At 63.3% G+C, this 19,386-nt stretch carries 18 protein-coding genes and 1 pseudogene; 12 read left to right on the top strand and 7 right to left on the bottom strand.

The window, feature by feature from the left end; translation table 11 throughout:
* The first annotated feature begins 21 nt into the window (after positions 1–21).
* Positions 22–612 (top strand): TIGR02281 family clan AA aspartic protease, encoded by a 591-nt coding sequence (locus tag ACVMIH_RS03035; RefSeq protein ID WP_076826434.1) that lies wholly within the window; start codon positions 22–24, stop codon positions 610–612.
* Between the two features lie 22 nt (positions 613–634).
* Here ACVMIH_RS03035 and catC read toward each other — a convergent pair whose 3' ends face one another.
* Both catC and ACVMIH_RS03025 read right to left on the bottom strand, forming a co-directional pair.
* Positions 635–925: a muconolactone Delta-isomerase gene (gene catC / locus ACVMIH_RS03030; RefSeq protein ID WP_057017243.1), complete on the bottom strand. Its 291-nt coding sequence runs from the start codon at positions 923–925 to the stop codon at positions 635–637.
* An 88-nt stretch (positions 926–1,013) separates the two neighbouring features.
* Positions 1,014–2,591: a 4-hydroxyphenylacetate 3-hydroxylase N-terminal domain-containing protein gene (locus tag ACVMIH_RS03025; protein ID WP_028334229.1), complete on the bottom strand. Its 1,578-nt coding sequence runs from the start codon at positions 2,589–2,591 to the stop codon at positions 1,014–1,016.
* Positions 2,592–2,843: 252 nt separating this feature from the next.
* On the opposite strand from ACVMIH_RS03025, the gene ACVMIH_RS03020 reads away from it, so the two are divergent.
* The 5 genes from ACVMIH_RS03020 (at position 2,844) to ACVMIH_RS03000 (ending at position 7,251) form a co-directional block, all read left to right on the top strand.
* Positions 2,844–3,461, top strand: a complete 618-nt coding sequence (locus ACVMIH_RS03020) for an FAD synthetase (protein WP_456860716.1) — start codon at positions 2,844–2,846, stop codon at positions 3,459–3,461.
* Positions 3,458–3,982, top strand: a complete 525-nt coding sequence (locus ACVMIH_RS03015; protein ID WP_456860715.1) for a flavin reductase family protein — start codon at positions 3,458–3,460, stop codon at positions 3,980–3,982. Before ACVMIH_RS03020 ends, ACVMIH_RS03015 begins: the two co-directional genes overlap by 4 nt.
* 70 nt (positions 3,983–4,052) lie before the next feature.
* Positions 4,053–4,922 (top strand): intradiol ring-cleavage dioxygenase, encoded by an 870-nt coding sequence (locus tag ACVMIH_RS03010; protein WP_456860713.1) that lies wholly within the window; start codon positions 4,053–4,055, stop codon positions 4,920–4,922.
* Positions 4,923–4,989: 67 nt separating this feature from the next.
* Positions 4,990–6,168: a muconate/chloromuconate family cycloisomerase gene (locus ACVMIH_RS03005; protein WP_456860711.1), complete on the top strand. Its 1,179-nt coding sequence runs from the start codon at positions 4,990–4,992 to the stop codon at positions 6,166–6,168.
* Positions 6,169–6,333: 165 nt separating this feature from the next.
* The gene (locus tag ACVMIH_RS03000; RefSeq protein WP_229191310.1) at positions 6,334–7,251 is read left to right on the top strand and encodes a LysR family transcriptional regulator; all 918 of its coding nucleotides are present in this window, start codon (positions 6,334–6,336) and stop codon (positions 7,249–7,251) included.
* Positions 7,252–7,260: 9 nt separating this feature from the next.
* Here ACVMIH_RS03000 and dusA read toward each other — a convergent pair whose 3' ends face one another.
* Positions 7,261–8,256: a tRNA dihydrouridine(20/20a) synthase DusA gene (dusA, locus tag ACVMIH_RS02995; protein WP_274612842.1), complete on the bottom strand. Its 996-nt coding sequence runs from the start codon at positions 8,254–8,256 to the stop codon at positions 7,261–7,263.
* A 134-nt stretch (positions 8,257–8,390) separates the two neighbouring features.
* Here dusA and ACVMIH_RS02990 point away from each other — a divergent pair, with 134 nt between their 5' ends.
* Positions 8,391–8,873: a tyrosine-type recombinase/integrase gene (locus ACVMIH_RS02990; RefSeq protein ID WP_456860709.1), complete on the top strand. Its 483-nt coding sequence runs from the start codon at positions 8,391–8,393 to the stop codon at positions 8,871–8,873.
* 1,079 nt (positions 8,874–9,952) lie between these two features.
* Here ACVMIH_RS02990 and ACVMIH_RS02985 read toward each other — a convergent pair.
* The 4 genes and pseudogenes from ACVMIH_RS02985 to ACVMIH_RS02970 form a co-directional block, all read right to left on the bottom strand.
* The gene (locus ACVMIH_RS02985) at positions 9,953–11,095 is read right to left on the bottom strand and encodes a nucleotidyltransferase family protein (protein ID WP_456860707.1); all 1,143 of its coding nucleotides are present in this window, start codon (positions 11,093–11,095) and stop codon (positions 9,953–9,955) included.
* Positions 11,096–11,160: 65 nt separating this feature from the next.
* The gene (gene rlxS / locus ACVMIH_RS02980) at positions 11,161–13,251 is read right to left on the bottom strand and encodes a relaxase/mobilization nuclease RlxS (protein ID WP_456860705.1); all 2,091 of its coding nucleotides are present in this window, start codon (positions 13,249–13,251) and stop codon (positions 11,161–11,163) included.
* Positions 13,252–13,838: 587 nt separating this feature from the next.
* A pseudogene (locus ACVMIH_RS02975) lies at positions 13,839–14,018 on the bottom strand (IS110 family transposase); the annotation flags it as partial.
* Positions 14,019–14,253: 235 nt separating this feature from the next.
* The gene (locus ACVMIH_RS02970; RefSeq protein ID WP_456860703.1) at positions 14,254–14,982 is read right to left on the bottom strand and encodes an autoinducer binding domain-containing protein; all 729 of its coding nucleotides are present in this window, start codon (positions 14,980–14,982) and stop codon (positions 14,254–14,256) included.
* 502 nt (positions 14,983–15,484) lie between these two features.
* Here ACVMIH_RS02970 and ACVMIH_RS02965 point away from each other — a divergent pair.
* The 5 genes from ACVMIH_RS02965 to ACVMIH_RS02945 all read left to right on the top strand — a co-directional run bounded on the left by ACVMIH_RS02965 (position 15,485) and on the right by ACVMIH_RS02945 (position 19,304).
* Positions 15,485–16,690, top strand: a complete 1,206-nt coding sequence (locus tag ACVMIH_RS02965; protein ID WP_456866376.1) for an ABC transporter substrate-binding protein — start codon at positions 15,485–15,487, stop codon at positions 16,688–16,690.
* 248 nt (positions 16,691–16,938) lie between these two features.
* Positions 16,939–17,253, top strand: coding sequence for a putative quinol monooxygenase (locus ACVMIH_RS02960; RefSeq protein WP_456860701.1), 315 nt, complete (start codon positions 16,939–16,941; stop codon positions 17,251–17,253).
* Between the two features lie 26 nt (positions 17,254–17,279).
* On the top strand, positions 17,280–18,071 hold the full coding sequence (locus ACVMIH_RS02955) for an enoyl-CoA hydratase/isomerase family protein (protein ID WP_456860699.1): 792 nt from the start codon (positions 17,280–17,282) through the stop codon (positions 18,069–18,071).
* A complete protein-coding gene (locus ACVMIH_RS02950) occupies positions 17,990–18,901 on the top strand; it encodes a CaiB/BaiF CoA transferase family protein (RefSeq protein ID WP_456860697.1) in 912 nt (303 codons plus the stop codon). Before ACVMIH_RS02955 ends, ACVMIH_RS02950 begins: the two co-directional genes overlap by 82 nt.
* The gene (locus ACVMIH_RS02945; protein WP_456860695.1) at positions 18,864–19,304 is read left to right on the top strand and encodes a CoA transferase; all 441 of its coding nucleotides are present in this window, start codon (positions 18,864–18,866) and stop codon (positions 19,302–19,304) included. The genes ACVMIH_RS02950 and ACVMIH_RS02945 overlap by 38 nt, the downstream gene beginning before the upstream one ends.
* Positions 19,305–19,386 lie beyond the last annotated feature (82 nt).

Raw genomic sequence — 19,386 nt, 5'->3', positions numbered from 1 at the left:
CGTTGCGGCGGGAGTTGCGCCGTGACCCGTATCCTCCTCGTCATCGTGCTGCTGATGGCAACCGCCGGCGCCGTCGTCGCGTATGGCGACCCCGAGCAGATCGCCCGCGCCAGGGAGAATCTGACCCAGATCTTCGGCCGTAGCATCACCGCCTCAGCCTCCACCTCCAGCTCCGCCCCCGCCGTGCAGATCGCGCGCGGTCAGGGTGGCGAGTTCGCGTTCCGCGCCAAGATCAACGGCGTCAGCGCCCCGATGGTGATCGACACCGGCGCGACCTCGGTCGTGCTGACCTGGGAGACCGCGAAAGCGATCGGGCTGCCGATCGATATGCTCGAATACAATGTCGACCTCGAGACCGCCGGCGGTCACACCAAGGCGGCGCGGCTGACGCTCGACCGGCTCGCGGTCGGCAAGCTGGTCGAGAAATCGGTGCCGGCGCTGGTGGTGCAGCGCGGGCAGATGAAGACCAACCTGCTCGGCATGAGCTTCCTCGACCGGCTCGAGAGCTGGGGCGTTCGCGCCGACACGCTGAGCCTGACCGGCTACCCCGACGTCACCGGCAGTATCAACACCTCAAGCCGCCACCGGCGCGCGCGCACGGCCGTCGATTAGCGCGACGGCGCCTACTCCACCACTACCGGTCGTCGTCGTGGATCGACGACGGGTGCCGGCACAGCGGCGTGACCTGGATCTCCATGAACGAAAACAGTGGCAGGCTGGACAGGATGTCGTGCAATTCCTGCGCGCCAGACACGTCGAAGATGCTGACATTGGCGTAGCGCCCCGCCACCCGCCACAGATGGCGCCAGGCCCCGGTACGCTGCAGCTCCATGGCACGGACGCGTTCCGCCGCCTTCAGCGCGTCGACCTTCTCGACCGGGAGATCGTGCGGAATCCGCACATCCATTTCGACGTGGAACAGCATGACAAGTGAACCCCTTCTGCGACAAGATGGAACAGCGTGGAGCCGCCACGCAACTTGTGGCGGCTCCATTGATCCGTCTAACAAATCGTCAGCCCTGCACCAGACCGCGGCTGACGAGGTTGATGTCGTCGGGGTTGACGAGGTCCTTCGCCGTCCAACCGGAGACGTCGTAGTCGCTCATGCAATTGCGCACGAAATCCTGCATGGCGCCGAGGTCGCCGGTGGCGCTCGCGGCCATCAGCGTCTCGACGCGCAGGTTCTCGTAATTGCCCGCATAGTTGCGCTCGTAGAGCTCATGCCGGCCGCCGAACTCGGAGCCGACCGCGTCCCAGAGCAGCTTCAGCAGCTTGATCCGGTCGATCGCGGCATAGCCGTTGGAGCCGCGCACGAAGCGGTCGAGATAGGGCCGGATCGCCTCGCTCTCCAGATCGGCCGAGCTCGACGGCAGATAGATCAGGCCGCTCGCCACATGACGCTCGATCAATTCCTTGATCCGCGGATAGGCCATCGGTGCGAACACGCGATAGGCCAGCCCGTAGTTCAGATTCGGCAGATTGTAGCCGTCGGTCCCCTGCCAGGCGATCGGCGACTTCACCATGGCGTCCGCAATGCCGTGGAACAGATTGCGCCAGGCGATCACCTCGCCCACCGCCGTCTGCACGCCGCGAAAATCCTTCGACCCGGTCGCCTCGACGGCCATCGAGAACAGGCCGGCGATGAAGTCGAGCTTGACGGCAAGCCGCGTCACGCCGTGCAGCGTGAACCGCGGGATGAAACCCGAGGCCGGGAAGAACTGGTTGATCTTGTCGACATCGCCATAGATGAAGACGTTCTCCCAGGGCACCAGCACCTTGTCGAACACGAGGATCGAGTCGTTCTCGTCGAAGCGGCTGGACAGCGGATAGTCGAACGGCGAGCCGGTCGCCGCCGCCGTGAATTCGTAGGACGAGCGGGCAATCAGCTTGATGCCCTTGGCATCCATCGGCGCCGTGAAGATCAGCGCGAACGACTTATCCTTGATCGGAATACCGTAGTGGGCGATGAAGTTGTAGTGCGTCAGCGCCGAGCCGGTCGCGACCACCTTCGCGCCCGAAACGATCAGGCCGGCGTCTGTCTCCTTCTCGACATGCATGAAGACGTCGCGCACCTCCTCGATGGCGCGGTCGCGATCGATCGGCGGATTGACGATGGCATGATTCCAGAAGTCCAGACGCTCCTGGGTCCGGGCATACCACTTCTTCGCATTGCCGGCGTAATCGCCATAGAAGCTTGAATTCGCCCCCAGCGTGCCGAGGAACGACGCCTTGTAGTCCGGCGAGCGGCCCATCCAGCCGAACGCAACCTTCTGCAATTCGGCAATCGCATCGCGGCCCTTGACGAGGTCGTCGGCCGTCTTCGAGCCGAGGAAGAACGGATGGGTCAGCTGTCCCGAGCCGGTGTCGGTCAGGACGCCGATCTGATCCTTCTTCTCATGGAAACGGTCGTACCAGCGCGCCACCATCCGCGCCGAATTGCGGAAAGCGGGATGCTGGGTGACGTTCTTGACGCGCTCGCCGTAGATGTAGATTTCCCTGCCGTCCTGGATGCTGTCCAGGAATTCCGCACCGGTATAGACGCTGGTGGTCGACGCAGGCACGTCGGCCCGCAGGGCTGCTGCAGTAGTCATGGGCTTCTCCTCCGCTTGTGTCGCTGGACCGGCGGCGTTGCCACACCGGCCTTAAGACCATCTCGTCACGCTCTTGGACGGCGTGACATCGGAGGAAACGCTACGCGCTCACCCGGAGCGGGCGAAAGGTATCACACCATACCGCGCAGACCGGCCCGGCTCGGGCTATGACTCGATGGCATGGACCGGATGGCAACAATCGTTCGGCCGGCGCAACGCCGCAGCTAATGCAGCACGGCAAGGGAGCGAACCATGGGCAGGGGTTTTGACAGCAGCGCTGTCGCTTTCCATCGCGATGGGGAATTGGCCCTCGACGCCTGCGTCGTGACCATCGGCGCATTTGACGGCGTCCACCGCGGCCATCAGGAACTGCTGCGGCAGACCATCGCGGCAGCGCGGCGCCGCGGCATTGCAGCCGTGGTCTACACCTTCGATCCGCCGCCAAAAGTGTATTTCGGCCAGGCCGAGCCGCTGATTTCGCTTCGCGAAAAGCTCGAGCGCATCGCAACATTCGCGCCCGACCACGTCGTCGTCGCCGATTTCGACCAGGTCTACGTCCGGCGCACCGCGCTCGATTTCCTCGCCGAATTGCAGCCTCTGCGACCACGCCAAGTCATCGTCGGCGAGGATTTCCGCTTCGGGTCCTGCAAGGGCGGCAGCGCGCTGCTGCTGCGGCAGCACTTCAACACCCGCATCCTGCCGCCGGTGCGCTGCGGCAATGGCGAGATCGTCTCCAGCAGCCGGATTCGCGCCTTGCGACGATCCGGCCTTGCGGCCGCTGCGGCGACGCTGGAAAACTGGCGAGATATCGTGACCGCGCCACCGGCCAACCGATCCGGTTTGGCCCAACTCGAGGTCGCAAGCCAATGACCGCCATCGATCCGCGAGAGTTGCGCAACGCCTGTGGCCAGTTCGGCACCGGCGTCACCATTATCACGACGCATTGCGAGGGCCGCGATCACGGCATGACGGCCAACGCCTTCATGTCGGTTTCGCTCGGCCCCCCGCTGGTCGCGATCTCGATCGCGAAAAGCGCGAAGATGCTTGGCAACATCCAGAACACCGGCCGCTTTGCCGTCAGCGTCCTCGCCGAGGGGATGGAAGATCTCGCCTGGCATTTCGCGGGCAAGCCCAAGCTCGACCTCTGTGACGTGTTCGAGCGCCGCAACGAGTTGCCCGTCATCGCCAACGCGGCAGCGTATTTCGTGACCGATCTCGCCGATGAGATCGTCGCGGGCGACCACACCATCTTCCTCGGCCATGTTCGCGAGATGGCGCTGGAGCCCGGCAAGAAGCCGCTGCTGTTCTGCCGCGGCCGCTTCGGCGGCCTTGCCGATCCGCACCCTGCGCCCGCGACGCTGGAGAATGCCGCTTACGAATTTGTCTGGTGAGACCAGCAACCGATATTCCCGAGAACGGGAATGCAAGTTTGAGGAAACTGCAAAAAAAGGAGGAACGACCATGCTGAACGTCAACAAGGACACCATCACCGACCACGTGATCGCCGCGCTCTCCAAGGACATTCCGGATCGCAACCGGCGGATCATGACGAGCCTGATCCGCCACATGCACGACTTCTGCAAGGAGGTCGACCTGACCTTCGCCGAGTGGTTCGCCGCATGCGAATTCCTGCGCCGCGCCGGCGACATCTCGGACGAGAAGCGCAACGAGTTCATCCTGATCGCCGACATCCTCGGCGTCGAAGTGCTGGTCGACATGCTCGACCACCGGGTCACCGACGGCGAGAGCGAGTCGACCGTGCTCGGACCGTTCTACCGGGAAAACCCGCCAGTGCTTCCCAAGGGCGCCTCCATCATCAAGAAGACGTTCGACAACGCGCAGACCGTCAAGGTCTCAGGGCGCATCAGCGACACTGTGGGGCGGCCGATCGAGGGCGTCACGATCGACGTCTGGGAAGACGCGCCGAACGGCCTCTACGACCTGCAGGATCCGGAACAGCCGGCCTACAATCTGCGCGGACGCTTCACGACCGACGCCAATGGCGAATATGCCTTCGTGGCGCTCCGCCCCGAGCCCTATCCGATCCCCTATGACGGCGCCGGCGGCGAGCTGCTGAAATATATGGGCCACCATCCCTGGCGTCCGGGCCACATCCACTTCATGCTTTCGAAGGACGGCTATCAATCGCTGATCTCGCAGATCTACGATTCCGAGACCAAGTATCTCGACAACGACTCGGTGTTCGCCGTGAAGCAGAGCCTGATCGGCAAGTTCGCCAAGGCCCCCGCCGGCGCCGACACCGATCTGGTTCTCAACTTCGACTTCAAGCTCAAGAAAGCCGCAGTCGAACGGCTCGTCGCGGCCGAGTAATACCCGTTACGTCCTGCCAGGCCCATCAGCCTGGCAGGGCTCACTCTGAACTGACCTGCGAGGACATATGAGTCGTGCCGTGATCGAAATCGCCGAGCCCGTGGAGCGCGTGCAGGCTCACGCAAGGGACACTGCGATCCGCAGTATCCGCGCGACCATCGTGGAGGCGCCGACCCGCCGCCGGCACAAGCTCTCGAACACCGAAGTCACGCATCAGGGTTACGTGCTGGTGCGCGTCCTGCTCGACAACGGCGTGACGGGCATCGGCGAAGCCTCGACGCTCGGCGGGCCGCGCTGGGCCGAGGAGAGCGTGGAGTCGATCAAGGCCGCGGTCACGAATTATCTGGCGCCGGCGCTGCTCGGACAGCCTGCCCTCGCCTTCGAAGCCAATGCCTTGCGCATGAGCAAGGCCGCCACCCGCAATTTCGCCGCCAAGGGCGCCATCGAGTCCGCCCTGCTTGACGCCGCCGGCAAGACGCTCGGCCTGCCCGCCAGCGCGCTGCTCGGCGGCGCCGTGCGCGAACGCATGGAGGTGATCTGGGCGCTGGCGTCGGGCGACAGCGGCCAGGAGGTGGAAGAAGCGGAAGAGAAGCTGCGGCGCCGCGAACATCGTCAGTTCAAGATCAAGTTCGGCTTCAACCGGCCGCAGGTCGATCTGAAGCGGCTGCAAGCGCTGCGCGCCGGCCTCGGCGACGAGGTGCGCCTGATCGTCGATGTCAACCAGGGCTGGACCGAGGCCGAATGCATCCGTTTCATGCCCGCGCTGGAGGAGCTGGATGTTGCCCTGATCGAACAACCGGTGTCGGCGCTGCAACTGGAAGCGATGGCGCGGGTCGCGGCCCGCACTTCGATCCCGTTGCTGGTGGACGAAGCGGCTTTCACCAAGGAGGAAATCGCGCGCGCGGGCGCGATGGGCTGCGGCAGCGTCTACTCACTGAAGCTCGTCAAGAGCGGCGGCCTGTTCGAGATGAAGCGCGCCGCTGCGGTCGCGGCCGCGCACGGGCTCGAGCTCTATGGCGGCTGCCTGCTGGAGAGCAGCATCGGCGCGGCGGCGCATCTCGCCGCCTTCGCCACCCTGCCCAGGCTCGAATGGGGCACCGAACATTTCGGTCCGCGAATCCTGGTGGAGGATCTGGTCGTCAACCCGATCAGATTCGACGAGTTCGAGATCTGCGTCCCTGATGGCCCCGGTCTCGGCGTAGAGGTCGACGAGGACAAGATCCGCACCTTCGCCCGGAAGGACTAACCGGATGGCGTCGTTCCCGCGGACAATTGACAATCCACGGACCCACGCCCAGTCTTTGCGTCGGAACCATCGTCTCGATCGTGCGCACATGACCACGCGATATCGAACCCGGCAGGGTTTTTCCGCCGCTTCCGCGGAAGCGCGCGAGCAAGCGTTCGGCTAGCCGTGACCGATCGCGACGATGTCATGGATCTCAGGCGGCTGGTCTATTTCGTCGCCGTCGCCGAGGAATTGCATTTCGGCCGTGCTGCATCGCGGCTCGCGATCGCGCAGCCGCCGCTCAGCCGGCAGATTGCGCAACTCGAGAGCGATCTCGGCGTCATGCTGATCGACCGAAGCCGCAGCCAGATCCGGCTGACCCAGGCCGGCAGCGTTCTGCTGGAGCGGGCTCGCGACGTGCTGGAGCGGCTCGACCGCACGCACCGCGAGATCAAGCGGATCGGCGAAGGCTTTTCCGGGCACCTGCGCGTCGCCTTCGTCGGATCGGCGACCTATGGCGTGCTGCCGAGCGTGATCCAGGCGTTTCGGTCGGCCTATCCTGACGTCGAGCTCGCGCTGTCGGCGATGAACAACGCCGAGCAGAAGCGCGCGGTGATCCAGCGCGAGATCGATATCGCCATCGCCCGCCCCTCGCTCGACGACGAGGAGCTAAAGTCGGAGCCGTTGCTGCAGGAACCGCTGATCCTCGCGCTGTCAGATACTTCGCCCCTGCTCGAGCAAAAGATCCCGCGGCTGGCGGCGCTGAAGGCCGAGACGTTCGTCCTCTATCCGCGCAAGCCGCGCCCGAGCTTCGCCGACCACATCCTCAACATCTGCCTCGAAGAAGGCTTCATTCCGAAATCGCAGGTGCTGGCCCAGGACTATCAGACCGCGATCAGCCTGGTGTCGGTCGGCGTCGGCATCGCGCTGGTGCCGAAATCGGTCTCGGAGGCGGAGCGGCCCGGCGTCGCCTACCGCGCCTATGAGGGACACAATCCGGGCACCGCGCTGTCGCTGAACTACCGGCGCGACAACCGGATGCCACATCTGTTCAATTTCCTGAAGGTCGCACAGGACGTCACGCGGCGTCAGCGCAAGCCGTAACGATCGCCCTCAGGCCGCGACCGCCGCCGGCGCGCGATCGTCGACGCATGCGATCGCCTCGCGCAGCACATCGATGTCAGCCCCCGGCCGAACGCCGTTCTCCGCGAGGTGCCTGCGGAACGCACGCGCGCCCGGGACGCCATGGAAGGCGCCGACGAAATGCCGCGTGATCGAATGCAGTCGCGTGCCTTCGGCAAGCTGCCGCTCGATATAGGGCAGCATCGCCGCGAACACGTCCTTCATCGTCACGTGCGGCGCAGTCTCGCCGAACAGCTCGGAATCGACGGTGAGCAGCCGCCACGGCTCCTGATAGGCCGCCCGCCCCAGCATCACGCCATCGACATGCGCCAGATGCTGCTTCGCTTCGGCGAGGCTCGTGATGCCGCCGTTGATGATGATTGGCACATCCGGCAACGCCGCCTTGAGGCGATAGACCCGATCGTAGTCGAGCGGCGGGATGTCGCGGTTCTCCTTCGGCGACAATCCGTTGAGCCAGGCCTTGCGCGCGTGCACGACGAGCGCGGCCGCGCCCGCGGCAATCACGGCGCGCGCCAGCGTATCGAGCGCGACTTCCGGATCCTGGTCGTCGATGCCGATCCGGCATTTCACCGTGACGGGAATCCGCACCGCCCGCTTCATCGCCGCAACGCCTTCGGCGACCAGCGCGGGCTCGGCCATCAGGCAGGCGCCGAAGCGGCCATCCTTCACCCGATCGGAGGGACAGCCGACATTGAGATTGATCTCGTCGTAACCGAACTGCTCGCCGATCCCTGCGGCGGTCGCCAGATCGCGCGGGTCGGAACCGCCGAGCTGCAACGCCACCGGATGCTCGCTGGCATCGAAGCCGAGCAGCCGGGCCCGATCGCCGTGGATGATGGCGCCGGTCGTCAGCATCTCCGTATAAAGCCGTGCCCGCCGCGACATCAGCCGATGGAAGACGCGGCAATGCCGATCGGTCCAGTCCATCATCGGGGCCACAGAAAAGCGATAGTCTTGCGATTTCAATTATTTACCTTAGGCTTCAACAGGATGAACCATGAACGTGTGCACTCCAAACTAGCCGAAATTGCACACGTTTGTACCCGTTTTGACCTGTCAGTGCACACGTAGCGCACACGAAATAGGGAGTGCACACGGCCGTGGCCAGCTTCATTCAGCTGCCGTCCGGGAACTGGCGGGTCCAGGTCCGCCGCAAGAACCGCTACGTGGCAGAGACCTTTCGCCGCCGCAAGGACGGTGAAGATTGGGCGCTCGACATGGAGCGCAGCATTGATCGCAGCGGGTCCCCCAAGCCGCGCGCTGCCGTCAAGGTTAGCATTACGCGAGGTCAAGGGCGCGTATTTCCGCATAATCACAAGTCAGTAAGCGCGGCGTTCACGCGCGCTTGCGATGGGTTGAAGATTGAGGATTTGCATTTTCACGACCTGCGGCACGAAGGCACGAGCCGTCTTTTCGAAGGAGGACTGCCAATTGAAAAAGTCGCCTTGGTCACGGGCCATAAGGACTGGCGTACGTTGCGACGATACACGAAGCTAAAACCGGAAGAGCTTCATAAGCTGCAAACTGAGCCACAGCCAACTCTGGAAGAATACCTCCGGACGCTAGCTACTGCACAGGCGTAGACCAGGATTGTCGTTCGGCCTGCAATATTGACTACATACCTTGATCAGCGTCTCAAATAACCCTGAGGGCTATTGCGCCTGAGGTAATGAAAATTGGCACCTAGACTAGCGCCTTGAGATTGCTGAGGTTATTTTTCGCTGGCTCGATCGATACCAACAAAAATACCAACACTTCGAAATCAACCTGCGACAACAAAAAAATTTCCGCGAGTCCGTTGGACATCGACTAGCAGAGCGGTTGGCTAGTTCGCAACCAACCAAAATCGACGGTCTGCTACTTCTTGTCGACTATCCCAGCGGCCAACTTCCGCGACAGATTCCGACTTGGATTAGCAGCGATGTCCACTCAACGTTCGAGCGGTGCTTCCTGGATCGCGGAGCTCCCGCTGCTTAAATTTTCTCTCCCTTCCTTGCAGGTGGCCCTGTTCGGAGTTCGCGGAGTGATATTGCATCCGAGTTGCGAAGCATAGGAGCTCCGCGTCAACGTCGCCTGCGGTGCTCATGTTGAAAGCGTCAGCGCAATTCGCTTAGGCGACGCTGCGCTCCACACTTGTCGACGCTCCGACGCGGAGACCTATCCAACACCCGATCCAACCGACGCAAAACGAGCTCGGGCCGACTGAGCTCGTGCTGCCATATCCGAACCGGGGTCCAGCCGCGCTTCCTCAACTCTCGTACCACAAGGCGATCGCGCCGCTTGTGTCGCGCTCAGCCACCGGGCAATCAGTTGCTCAACAGCGAAGAGACATTGCCTCTGTCGGCAGGCGGTGCGCGGTCACGCCTCGATTCTGCATGACCAAGCTGCTTCTCATTGTGCGCGGGCTTCGGAGTACCGGATGGATCAGCGATGAGCATGTCGTTCGAGAAATGCCCCGCAAGGCGTGCACTGCCGACCACGCTCAGGCTTGTTGGTTCCGGCGCGCAGGGAGCAGCTTGTTTGATGACGTCGACATGATCGGCATGTCGATCTTCGTCGGCAGAGCATGCCTGGCCGAGCTTCTTGCGCCCGGCTTGTGTGCCGCTGCTGCTGGTCGAGGCTGCGTTGCGGCCGCGTCGGTGTTGAGCCTGCGGTCCGCGGATCACTGTGGACGAGAGGTTGGCGTGTCGGTTGACTTGTCTGCGAGATCGTAGGCGGTGCGATCGGAGCCGAGCTCGGATACACCCTTCCCTAGTTCGGTCCGGAGCAACGTCTGGAAGCTGTCATCATAGGTCGCGATGCTGGTGCGGATCGCCGCTCTCCACTGATCGCCGTGATCCCATGCCTCCGTATAGGCGGCCGCAAGGTCCGACTGCTGCCTGTTGGCGATCATCGCTTCGATGATCGATCGAGCCTGCAGCCGATCCTTTGCGCTTTTTGCGGTCGCATCGCGGTCCTCCTTGCGGCGGGAGCCGACGATCAGCTTGTGGATGGCGTAGCGTTCGGGCGATGGAATGAGGACCGGCACGCCCGGACCGTGCAACAGCACCGCGCGGATCGGCTGGAAGATCAGGTAGTCGAGGAAACGGAGCGGCAGTGCCGCTGCCCCGCCGAGCGCCGGCATCGGGACCGGCTTGCCTGCCTGGTCGTCCGACCACTGGTTCGGCGTCAGGAATTCAACCTTGAAGTTGCCTCTCGACGTGAATTGGGTGGAGACCCTGCCGTCGGCCTGGCTCGGAACCTCGCGGAAGGTCGGATCGACCTGGCGCAGCACCTCCAGGATGGGAGGCATGGAATCCTTGACCGCCACCGAGATTTCGTGGAATTGCGCAAAGTCGGCGTCGCCGGTCTGTATCGCGACCGCATCAAGGCGTCGACCGAGCACGGCGGAGTAGCACTGATAGGCAACAGTGCCGACGAGCACACCCCTCATGCGGAAGAAGCCCGCCTTCGCCAGTCCTTGCACCACCTGGCCAGCCATCGGCAGAGGACGCGGCAGATAGGCCTCGCGCGTCAGTGTGGAAACGAGATGGCGACGTCCCTTGAGATCGGCCTTCAGATCCTTGAATGCTTCGACCCGCTTGGTGATCTCTGGATCGTCGACGGGACCGACATAGCGGCGGTGTTGGCCCGCGCCTTCGGGCTTCGGCGTGTCGAAGTACCAGTATTTTTTGCCCTTCACCTCGACCGCCACGAAGCGGCCGCTCGTGGAAAATTCGGAGGTGAAGCTCTCGTCCAGGCTTCGCTGGACAAGTTCCGAATAGAGCGTCTGGTAGCTGATATCGAGGGCTTGGTTCGACGGCATCTTGGAACTCCGTTATACTATTTTCGCGAGAATAGTATAACTACAGGAATTCTGGAGCAAATCAGCTATACTATTCTCGCAAAAATAGTATAACCATCATTAATTTCAGTGCCTTGGATACATAATCGATAAGCTCCACGAACGCTCCTGGACGGAAATTGGCCGACTTTCCGAGCAATCCGGTCACTTAGCGTCCAATTCCGCGCTTGATGCCGATCGACCAGGGAAATGCCCTCCCCGCCGACTTGACCGGTGACCAATTGCCCGCGCGCCCGCTCCAGCACCGGCCGCCAGGGCACCAGCGCGAACTCATGGGGTCGCTCGATCAAGGCGAACCGCCCACTGTGCAGCGTGAGCAAGCGCCGGTAGACGCCCTCAACCTTGTCGCCGGCCTTGACGTCGACATGGTCAAGGCCGGTGCGCGCGGATATGTCGGCCGCAGTCCTTGCCCGCTCACGGGCCTCGAGCGTCTCGAGCATGTTCCGCGCGTACCGCGCTTGCCCCCCTTGCTCTCGCGCCAGCCCCTGCTCGATCAGCCATTGCCGCCTGGTTCGCAATGCGGTCTCGACTTCCGCGCCGAAGCCGGCCGACACGAACCCATCGGGCTCCTTGCCAACCAGCTTACGATCGAGCCACGTTGCCCCCAGCGCCTGCGGCAGATCTTCAAGCTTCTGCCATGACAGCACCGCGACCCGCACCGGATTGCGCGAGCGCTGCAGCTTCTCGTACTGAAGCGCCCGCTCGAGATAGTCGTTGCCGACATTCCAGCTTCCGTCGACAAGACGGCTCACCATTGCATCGCGCCGCATCGCCTCCAGACGCCGTACGTGCGATCCGACATATTCGCTCGACGCCTGCGGGTCGAACTCCCGGTGCTGGCGGTCGCTATAGACGCCGCGATGCGCGGCGGCGACGCGTGCGATCGTCCGGTCGATCGCACGCGGTTCGGCGGCACGCGATCTGAGTTCCAGGATGGTGTTGCGCACCGGCGGCTCGTCGTTGGCACCGAGCGCGCCGATCTCGGCATAATGCGTTCGCCCGTCCACCCCATCAAGCACGACATAGCGCCGCTCCGTCAGTTCATCGGCGAATCCTTCGCCGACGACCCGTCCGATCAGGCGATTGCCGTCGCGTTCCGGATCGAAGATCGCACAGTCGCCGGCGGCCTTCGACACTCCCGCCGCGGCAAGCTCACGATGCATGGTCTTGATGATGTCGCCGCGTTCCCCCATGCGTCTGAGCTTCGGCTCCAGCTCGGCGTCGATCCGCCAGCGCCCCGGTTCGCTCTCTTCAGCGAGCCCCATCCGCTCCAAGGTTCGCAGCCGTCCGATCCGGGCCGTTTGCCAGACAGGTTCGCGTCCAGACAATGCACCCGGCTCGAGAACCCCGTCCCGAGCATCACGCAGAATCGCCCGGTCGAGCCGCGTGAAGCGCTCGGCCGCGACCTCCTGCTGGAGCTTGCGCGCGACCTCGATCTCGGTTTCGGCGCCGAGCTCCCGGGTGACGAGCTCGGCTGCGCGCGATCGAAAGCCGTGGGCGATATAGTCGCGCGCGATGACGAGATCATTTCCCTCCTCATCCTTGCCGCGCAAGACGATGTGGGTATGGGGATGGCCGGTGTTGAAATGATCCGCCGCAACCCAGTCGAGCCTGGTGCCGAGATCCTGCTCCATCTGATGCATGAGATCGCGGACGAACGGCTTCAGGTCCGCGATCTCCGCACTGTCCTCTGGCGCCACGATAAAGCGGAACTGGTGGCGGTCGTCGGCGCTGCGTTCCGTGAACGCCTTGCCATCGGCGCGGTCGTTGCCCGCATCATAGAGCTCGCCAGGTTCGCCAGCGCGCGTGACGCCATCGCGCTGGACGTAGCGCAGGTGGGCTCGCAACGCACCGGGGTCACCGGCCTTGATGCGAACGATCCGGGCTTTGATCACGACGCGGCGCTGGCCCGGGTTTCGACCACGGCCCGCCAGTACCGCACCTTGCGCGTGGCCGCGGCCAATCCGGCCACCCGTGAACGACGAAGCCCGTTGCGCGACGGCGACAGCCTTGGACGCCTCCTGACGGATGCGTAGAAGATAGCTGGTCGCTTTCCTGGCTCTGCGGTTGCCAATCCGCCCGGGCCTCACGTCGAATTCGTCGTCGATCTCTCGCATGGCGACCATCCGCTGTTTGCAGAAGCCGCCGATATGTGAATTCCACAGGCGCTCGCCAAGACACAGACGCAATTGCGGAGAAGCGCCATTGCATTGGGGCGAACATGGCGACAACGAAGATCTGGAGGACGCCAAATCCCGGGATGTGCAGACAATGGCTTAGGCGCTCTGTAGCGCCAGTGCTTTTATCTTGCAGGTTTGATCGGTCGTCTCATCTGCTTGCTCTCACCAATTGTCGCTTCCTCTCTTTGCTGTGACAAGGTCTTTGCATCGAGCCACGAAGCGTCGCCGGCCACGAGAGTCCCGGTGCGCCGTGCAGGTTTTCGCGCTCGTCGACGGCGATAAATTCGCTGCGACAAGGCAGCCGATAACCGTCGCGGTGCATCTTTCCATCGGTTGGACGGAGCCACATCACAGGCACTACCGCGTGGTCCAGCCGCCCCGCAAGGGGCGTGGCCACAGGCAAGATAACGTGCGTTCCGTCGCCTTGGATCTGCACCAGGTCTCGCTTCCGCCGTGGCGGAGCTCCGTGTTCAAAACGTCGCGTTCATCAGCTCAATCGATCTCCCAAATCAGGCCCTGCGACCTCACGCGGGGGGCGCGAGCAGCCTGCGTTCCTTAACGGCGGCGCGTGCGCTGACGTCCGCCTTGGCGGCGTCCGGATCACCACAGTAGAACGTGCCGCTGGTCCACATCGCGTGCATGATCACGGCGAGTTTGCGCGCTACCACGACGGTTGCCTTGCGGTGCGAGCTGCGTTTGGCGAGCAGATTGCGGGAAAATTGCGGGGCGTGAAGTACGACAGCGTGCATAGAGACCTCCTGACAACATCGGGGACCTCAAGACCAGAAAACGCGGCAGGATTCGCCTGTCAGATTTTGCAGGGATCGGCTCTTTCTTGCTTAAACTTGACCGGATAGCCGCGCGGGCGCCGCGTGACCCCGGCACGCATCGGTGGCATGGCTGTTTCGGTCCTTGCAGGAAATGAACGTGCAGAAAACGCTAGCGCAGCAGGCCGCGCCGCAGGGCTTCCGCGACGCATTGCGCGATCGACGCCGCACCGAGATTGCGGCGCGCATTCTCAAGATGAAAGACCACGGTACGCGGTGCGATCTCGACCAGCAGCGCGATGTCGGCTGCGGTCTTTCCCTGCGCGATCCAGGCGAGACACTGCTGCTCGCGCTGCGTCAGGTCGACGGCGAGGGCTTGTGGTATGGCGGCTCGGCTGAGCCCGACACTGACATGCGCGTGAAAATAAAGTCCAGCGAGTTGCACGACGTCCCTCATCTTGGCCGCGAGCTTCTCGAGCTGAATTTCTCGATCGTTGGTCGCTAGGGTGAAGGCGGCGGTCTGACCAAACCCGCCGCGAATCGGGACGGTGATGCCCGATCTGATCACGAACGTCCCCGCTTCATCGAAGAACCGGCGCTGCTCGCGGCTGCCGTTCGGGGCCGACGGGCTACCTGTCCAGCTGAACAGGCCATGCTCGGCGCGTGCGCGGATCACCACGGGGTCAAGCTCCTGGTAGCGCAGGCTGAAATAGCGGCTGGTCCAGGATTTTGGATAGGACGAGATCAACGTCGGCGCCTCACCGGCAAACCGCAGATAGGCAAATCGTTCGAAGCCGATCTTCTCGGCAAAGCGATTGGCGACACGTTCGAAGGCATCCACGTCGTCCGCGGTGTGGAGTGCATCGATGAACTCCTGGAACGTATTCTCGATCTCGCTCATCTCACCTTCCACCAACCGCGGCCTCTGCCGGCCGCGCTTGCAAGACCGCTGTCACGCGGCCAAGGCTGGTGGCCCAGAGCTCACCAGTCGAGCCTAGACAGGCGTGAACACCCATAGCGGCGGCGTGTCGCTGTCCGCCGTTATCGTGTGATTGCTGCCATTGATGTTCAAGTGCTTGCCATCCTGGTCCGTCGAAGCCCGTCCGGCGAGATGCGTCGCTTGCTCGCCAGCGGCGAACCTAGGGGATATCTCGATAAAAATAGCAATCGCCGCCGCGCCGCAAACGACGAATACGCCGTCATTTCAGGACATGCCAGCCTCAAGCGACTAGCGTTCGGCAGCGAAGCAGCCGGGCTTGTCGGCGCGCGGCTCCCGCGTGCGTGCTGGCCCACGCGCTGCCAAACGTTCAACACCACGGGTTCAGACAGAACGCACCCTCACCGTCTGTCGGGCCGCCACCGGTTTGACTTACTCTCATGTCCTGTTTGTTGGAGGCGTCTTGATGCTCGTCAGGTTGAAACACGCGCTTGTCATTGCCGCGGCCGTCGGACTTGTTCACGCCGATGCGGCCGAGCTGCCAGGGGTCACGGCGACCGAGATCAAGATTGGTGCCACGTTCCCGTTCAGCGGGCCGGCTTCACAATTCGGCGCCTATGGAAAGGGTGTGATCGCCTATATCAACGCGCTCAACGATCGGGGTGGGATCAACGGTCGGAAGATCAACCTGGTTGCGCTTGACGACGCCTATAGTCCGCCGAAGGCGGTCGAGCATACGCGCAGGCTTGTCGAGGGCGAGGAGGTCGCCGTCATCTTCAGCCCGCTCGGCACCGCCACCAATTCAGCGATCGTCCGCTATCTTAACTCGAACAAGATCCCTCACCTTTTCGTGGTCAGTGGCGCGGCAAAGTTCACCCATGCCAGGGAGTTCCCCTACACCACGACCTCGCAGCCGAGCTATGCGACCGAAGGCAAGGTCATTGCGCGCTTCATCGCAACGAGTCTGCCCGAAGCCAGGATCGGCGTGCTCTACCAGAACGATGATCTGGGCCGGGACTTCCTCGGCGCCTTCAAGGATGCGCTCGGCGCGGCCTTCGACAAGCAGGTGGTGGCAGCGCAGTTCGAGGTCACGCAACCGACGATCGAGTCCCAGATCCTGACGCTCAAGGCTGCCGGGGCGAATGCGCTGTTTGTCGCCGGAGCGCCGAAGTTCGCCGCCCAGGCGATCCGCAAGGCCCATGAATTGAACTGGAAGCCGCTGATTGCGGTTCCCTCGGTTGCAAGCTCGGTCTCGGCGACACTGGTACCGGCCGGGCTCGAGGCATCGGTCGGCGTGATCTCCTCATCGTTCTACAAAGATCCGAATGATCCGAAATGGACCGACGATCCGGCCATCAGATCGTACCGGACGCATTTTGCAAAGTATCTGGCGGGCGCAGATATGGGCGACACGCTCTACCTTGCGGGAACACAGCAGGCCGAGCTTCTGGAGCAGGTGTTGCGCCAGTGCGGCGACGACCTCTCCCGGGAGAACATCAACCGGCAAGCCCACAACATCAGGGATTTTGCGCTGCCGACATTCCTCGACGGGGTCCGGGTCAACACCAGCCCGACTGTCAACCAGGCCATTACCCAGATCAAGCTGCGCCGCTGGAGCGGACGGGCATGGGAGGAGTTCGGCGAGTTGCTCGGTGTGTCCGGCGCGGACTAGCGAGCGATTGGCAGACGCGCTGATCGAGCATCTGAAGGCAACTGAGGCGGCATTGCCGGTTCAGCTGTTTCCCCGGTGCGGGAATCCTTATCTCTCCAGCCTTTTCAAGCAATTGATCTGCGATTGGCCAGCAAGCACCGGCATTGAGCACCAGGAGTGTGCTGACTAATCACTGCTCACTGGCTGCTTGCTCACGCTGCGTCACGCTAGGTTTGGACCGTACAAACCCGCATGAAGGACCAGTTCGAATGATACAAGGCATTGTCGTGATCGTCACCAAGCCCGGCATGAGAGCCGAGGTGCTCGAGATTTTTCAGCGCAACGTGCCTGCCGTTCACGCCGAGGCCGGCTGCATCGAGTATACGGCCTTTACCGACTTCCAGGACTATGGTCCTCCGCAGACACCCTATGGCAACGACACCTTCATCATTGTCGAAAAATGGGAAAGCGTTGCGGCGCTGAAGGCGCATGCCCGTTCCCCGCACATGGCAGCCTATGCCGAGCGCGTGAAGGACAAGCTCGCGAGCCGCACGGTGCATCTCTTGCAGCCCGTATCCAGATAGCCAGCTGAGCCGACGGAGCGCCGACCTTGTCTGAGGATGCTTTGGTAACACGCGATGCCCATGGCGGCGTCTCCGTGCTGACGATGGTCTATCGACCCTACAATCTGATCGGGCCGAAACTGATCGATGCCCTGGTGGAGCAGATCGAGGCCGCGCGCGATGCCGGCAGCCGGGCGATTGCGATCCGCAGCGGATTGCGGCATTTTTCCGCCGGAGCCGATCTCGATATTTTCGACCAGCGCGTTGCGGGTGGCGACGCCGGCGGCGAAGGCCGCCGGATGACCGGCCTTGAATTCCTCCGCTTCATGGAACTGCTGCCGATTCCGGTCATCGCAAGCGTCCATGGTGCCTGCCTCGGCGGCGGGCTCGAGCTCGCCCTGTCCTGCGACTACATCATCGCAGCCGCCTCTGCGAAGATCGGCTCGGTCGAGGCGACGCTTGGGCTGCACCCGCTGCTCGGCGGCATCCAGCGGCAGGTCCAGCGCATCGGCGCGGCGCGGGCCAAGGAGATGTCGATGCTGGCACGCCGCTACGATGCGCCGACCCTCGAGAAATGGGGCCTGATCAATCTGACCGTGCCCGACGAGGCGCTTGAGCAGGTCACGATGACGATTGCCGAAGAATTCGCACAGGGTCCGACGCTCGCGCATGCCGCAACCAAGGAGCTGGTCCATATTGCGGTCAACGAGGGCGTTGACGCCGCCGATCAGGCCATGGCGCGGATTCAAGCGCCGATATGGGCCTCGGAGGACCTGAAGACCGGGCTTGCCTCGTTTCGGGCGAACGGGCCGGGACTGGCCAGGTTTACGGGGCGCTGACCATGAGCGGGCCCCTGAAAGGATTGCGCGTCGTCGACTTCTCCCGTGTTCTTGCCGGGCCGCTCTGTGCACGCACATTGCAGGATCTCGGCGCCGAGGTCATCAAGATCGAGCCGCCGCGGCCGGACCTTTCGCGGTTTGCCTTCCCCTCGAGCGAGGGGATGTCCGGCTATTACGCACAGCAAAACGCCGGCAAGCGCAATATCAGCATCGATCTCAATCTGCCGGGCGCCCGCGAACTGGCGCTCAAACTCTGTGACACCGCCGACATCGTGGTGGAGAATTTTCGCGCCGGAACGCTCGGCTTCTTCGGCCTTGATTACGAGACCCTGGCAAAACGCAATCCGCGCCTGATCTATGCATCGATCACGGGCTACGGCCAGGGCGGCCCGTGGTGCAGCCGCATGGCCTACGCGCCGACCGTGCAGGCGGAAGTCGGCTTCACCGCAAACAGCGTTCGCCACTACGGGGAGGCGCTGCGCGAGCCACGGACCGACAGCCTTTCCCATGGCGATGTCTACACCGGATTGCAGGCGGTGATCGCGATTCTGGCGGCGTTGAACAGCAGGCAAAAGACGGGACGCGGACAATTCATCGATGTGGCGATGGCCGCGACCTTGCTCGCGATCAATGAGCGCGCCCATCTCGATCTGTCGGACGATGACATCGGGGCCGAGCCCGCCATTCTGGGAGCGACCGACTGCGCCTTTTTCACCGGGCCCGGGGGGCGAGCATTTCACCGTCGCGACCAGCATTGTCGGGAGCCGGACGTTTCCGTCCTGGCTGCGCGCGATGCGGCGGGTCGATCTCGCGGACGATCCGCGGTTTGAAACGGCGGCGGCGCGGCGGATCCATTTCGGTGCCCTGCACCAGATCATCCAGACCTGGATCCTGACCTTCCCGGACATGGCAAGTCTCGATGCCCAGTTCGACGAAGCCAAGATCGCGATGGGCGAAGTCCGCTCGGTCAAGGAGCTCGCCGGTTCGGATTGGAGCGCATATTGGGGCGCAGTGCAGCGCGTCCCGGATCGCAGCGGCGGCGAATATCGCCTGCCCGGCCGGCCGTGGCGGTTTTCGGACGAGCAGTTGGCGCCGCCGGGTCCCCCCGCCTTCCAGGGTGAGCACAACATCGAAGTCTTGAGCGAGCTCGGCGTTTGTGCGGCGGAATTGGCGCGGCTCGCCGCGGCCGGGGTGCTGATCAGTCATCCCCGCGCACAAGCGGCCGAGGATTGAGCCCGGCCGCCCGACTGCATCCGACGGCGCGCCGACGCCTGATGTTGCGTCATCTTGCCGGGCGCTGCGCTCGCGCTTCCTC

Source organism: Bradyrhizobium sp. USDA 4503 (assembly GCF_054055815.1).
This window is presented reverse-complemented; position numbering and strand designations above follow the sequence as displayed.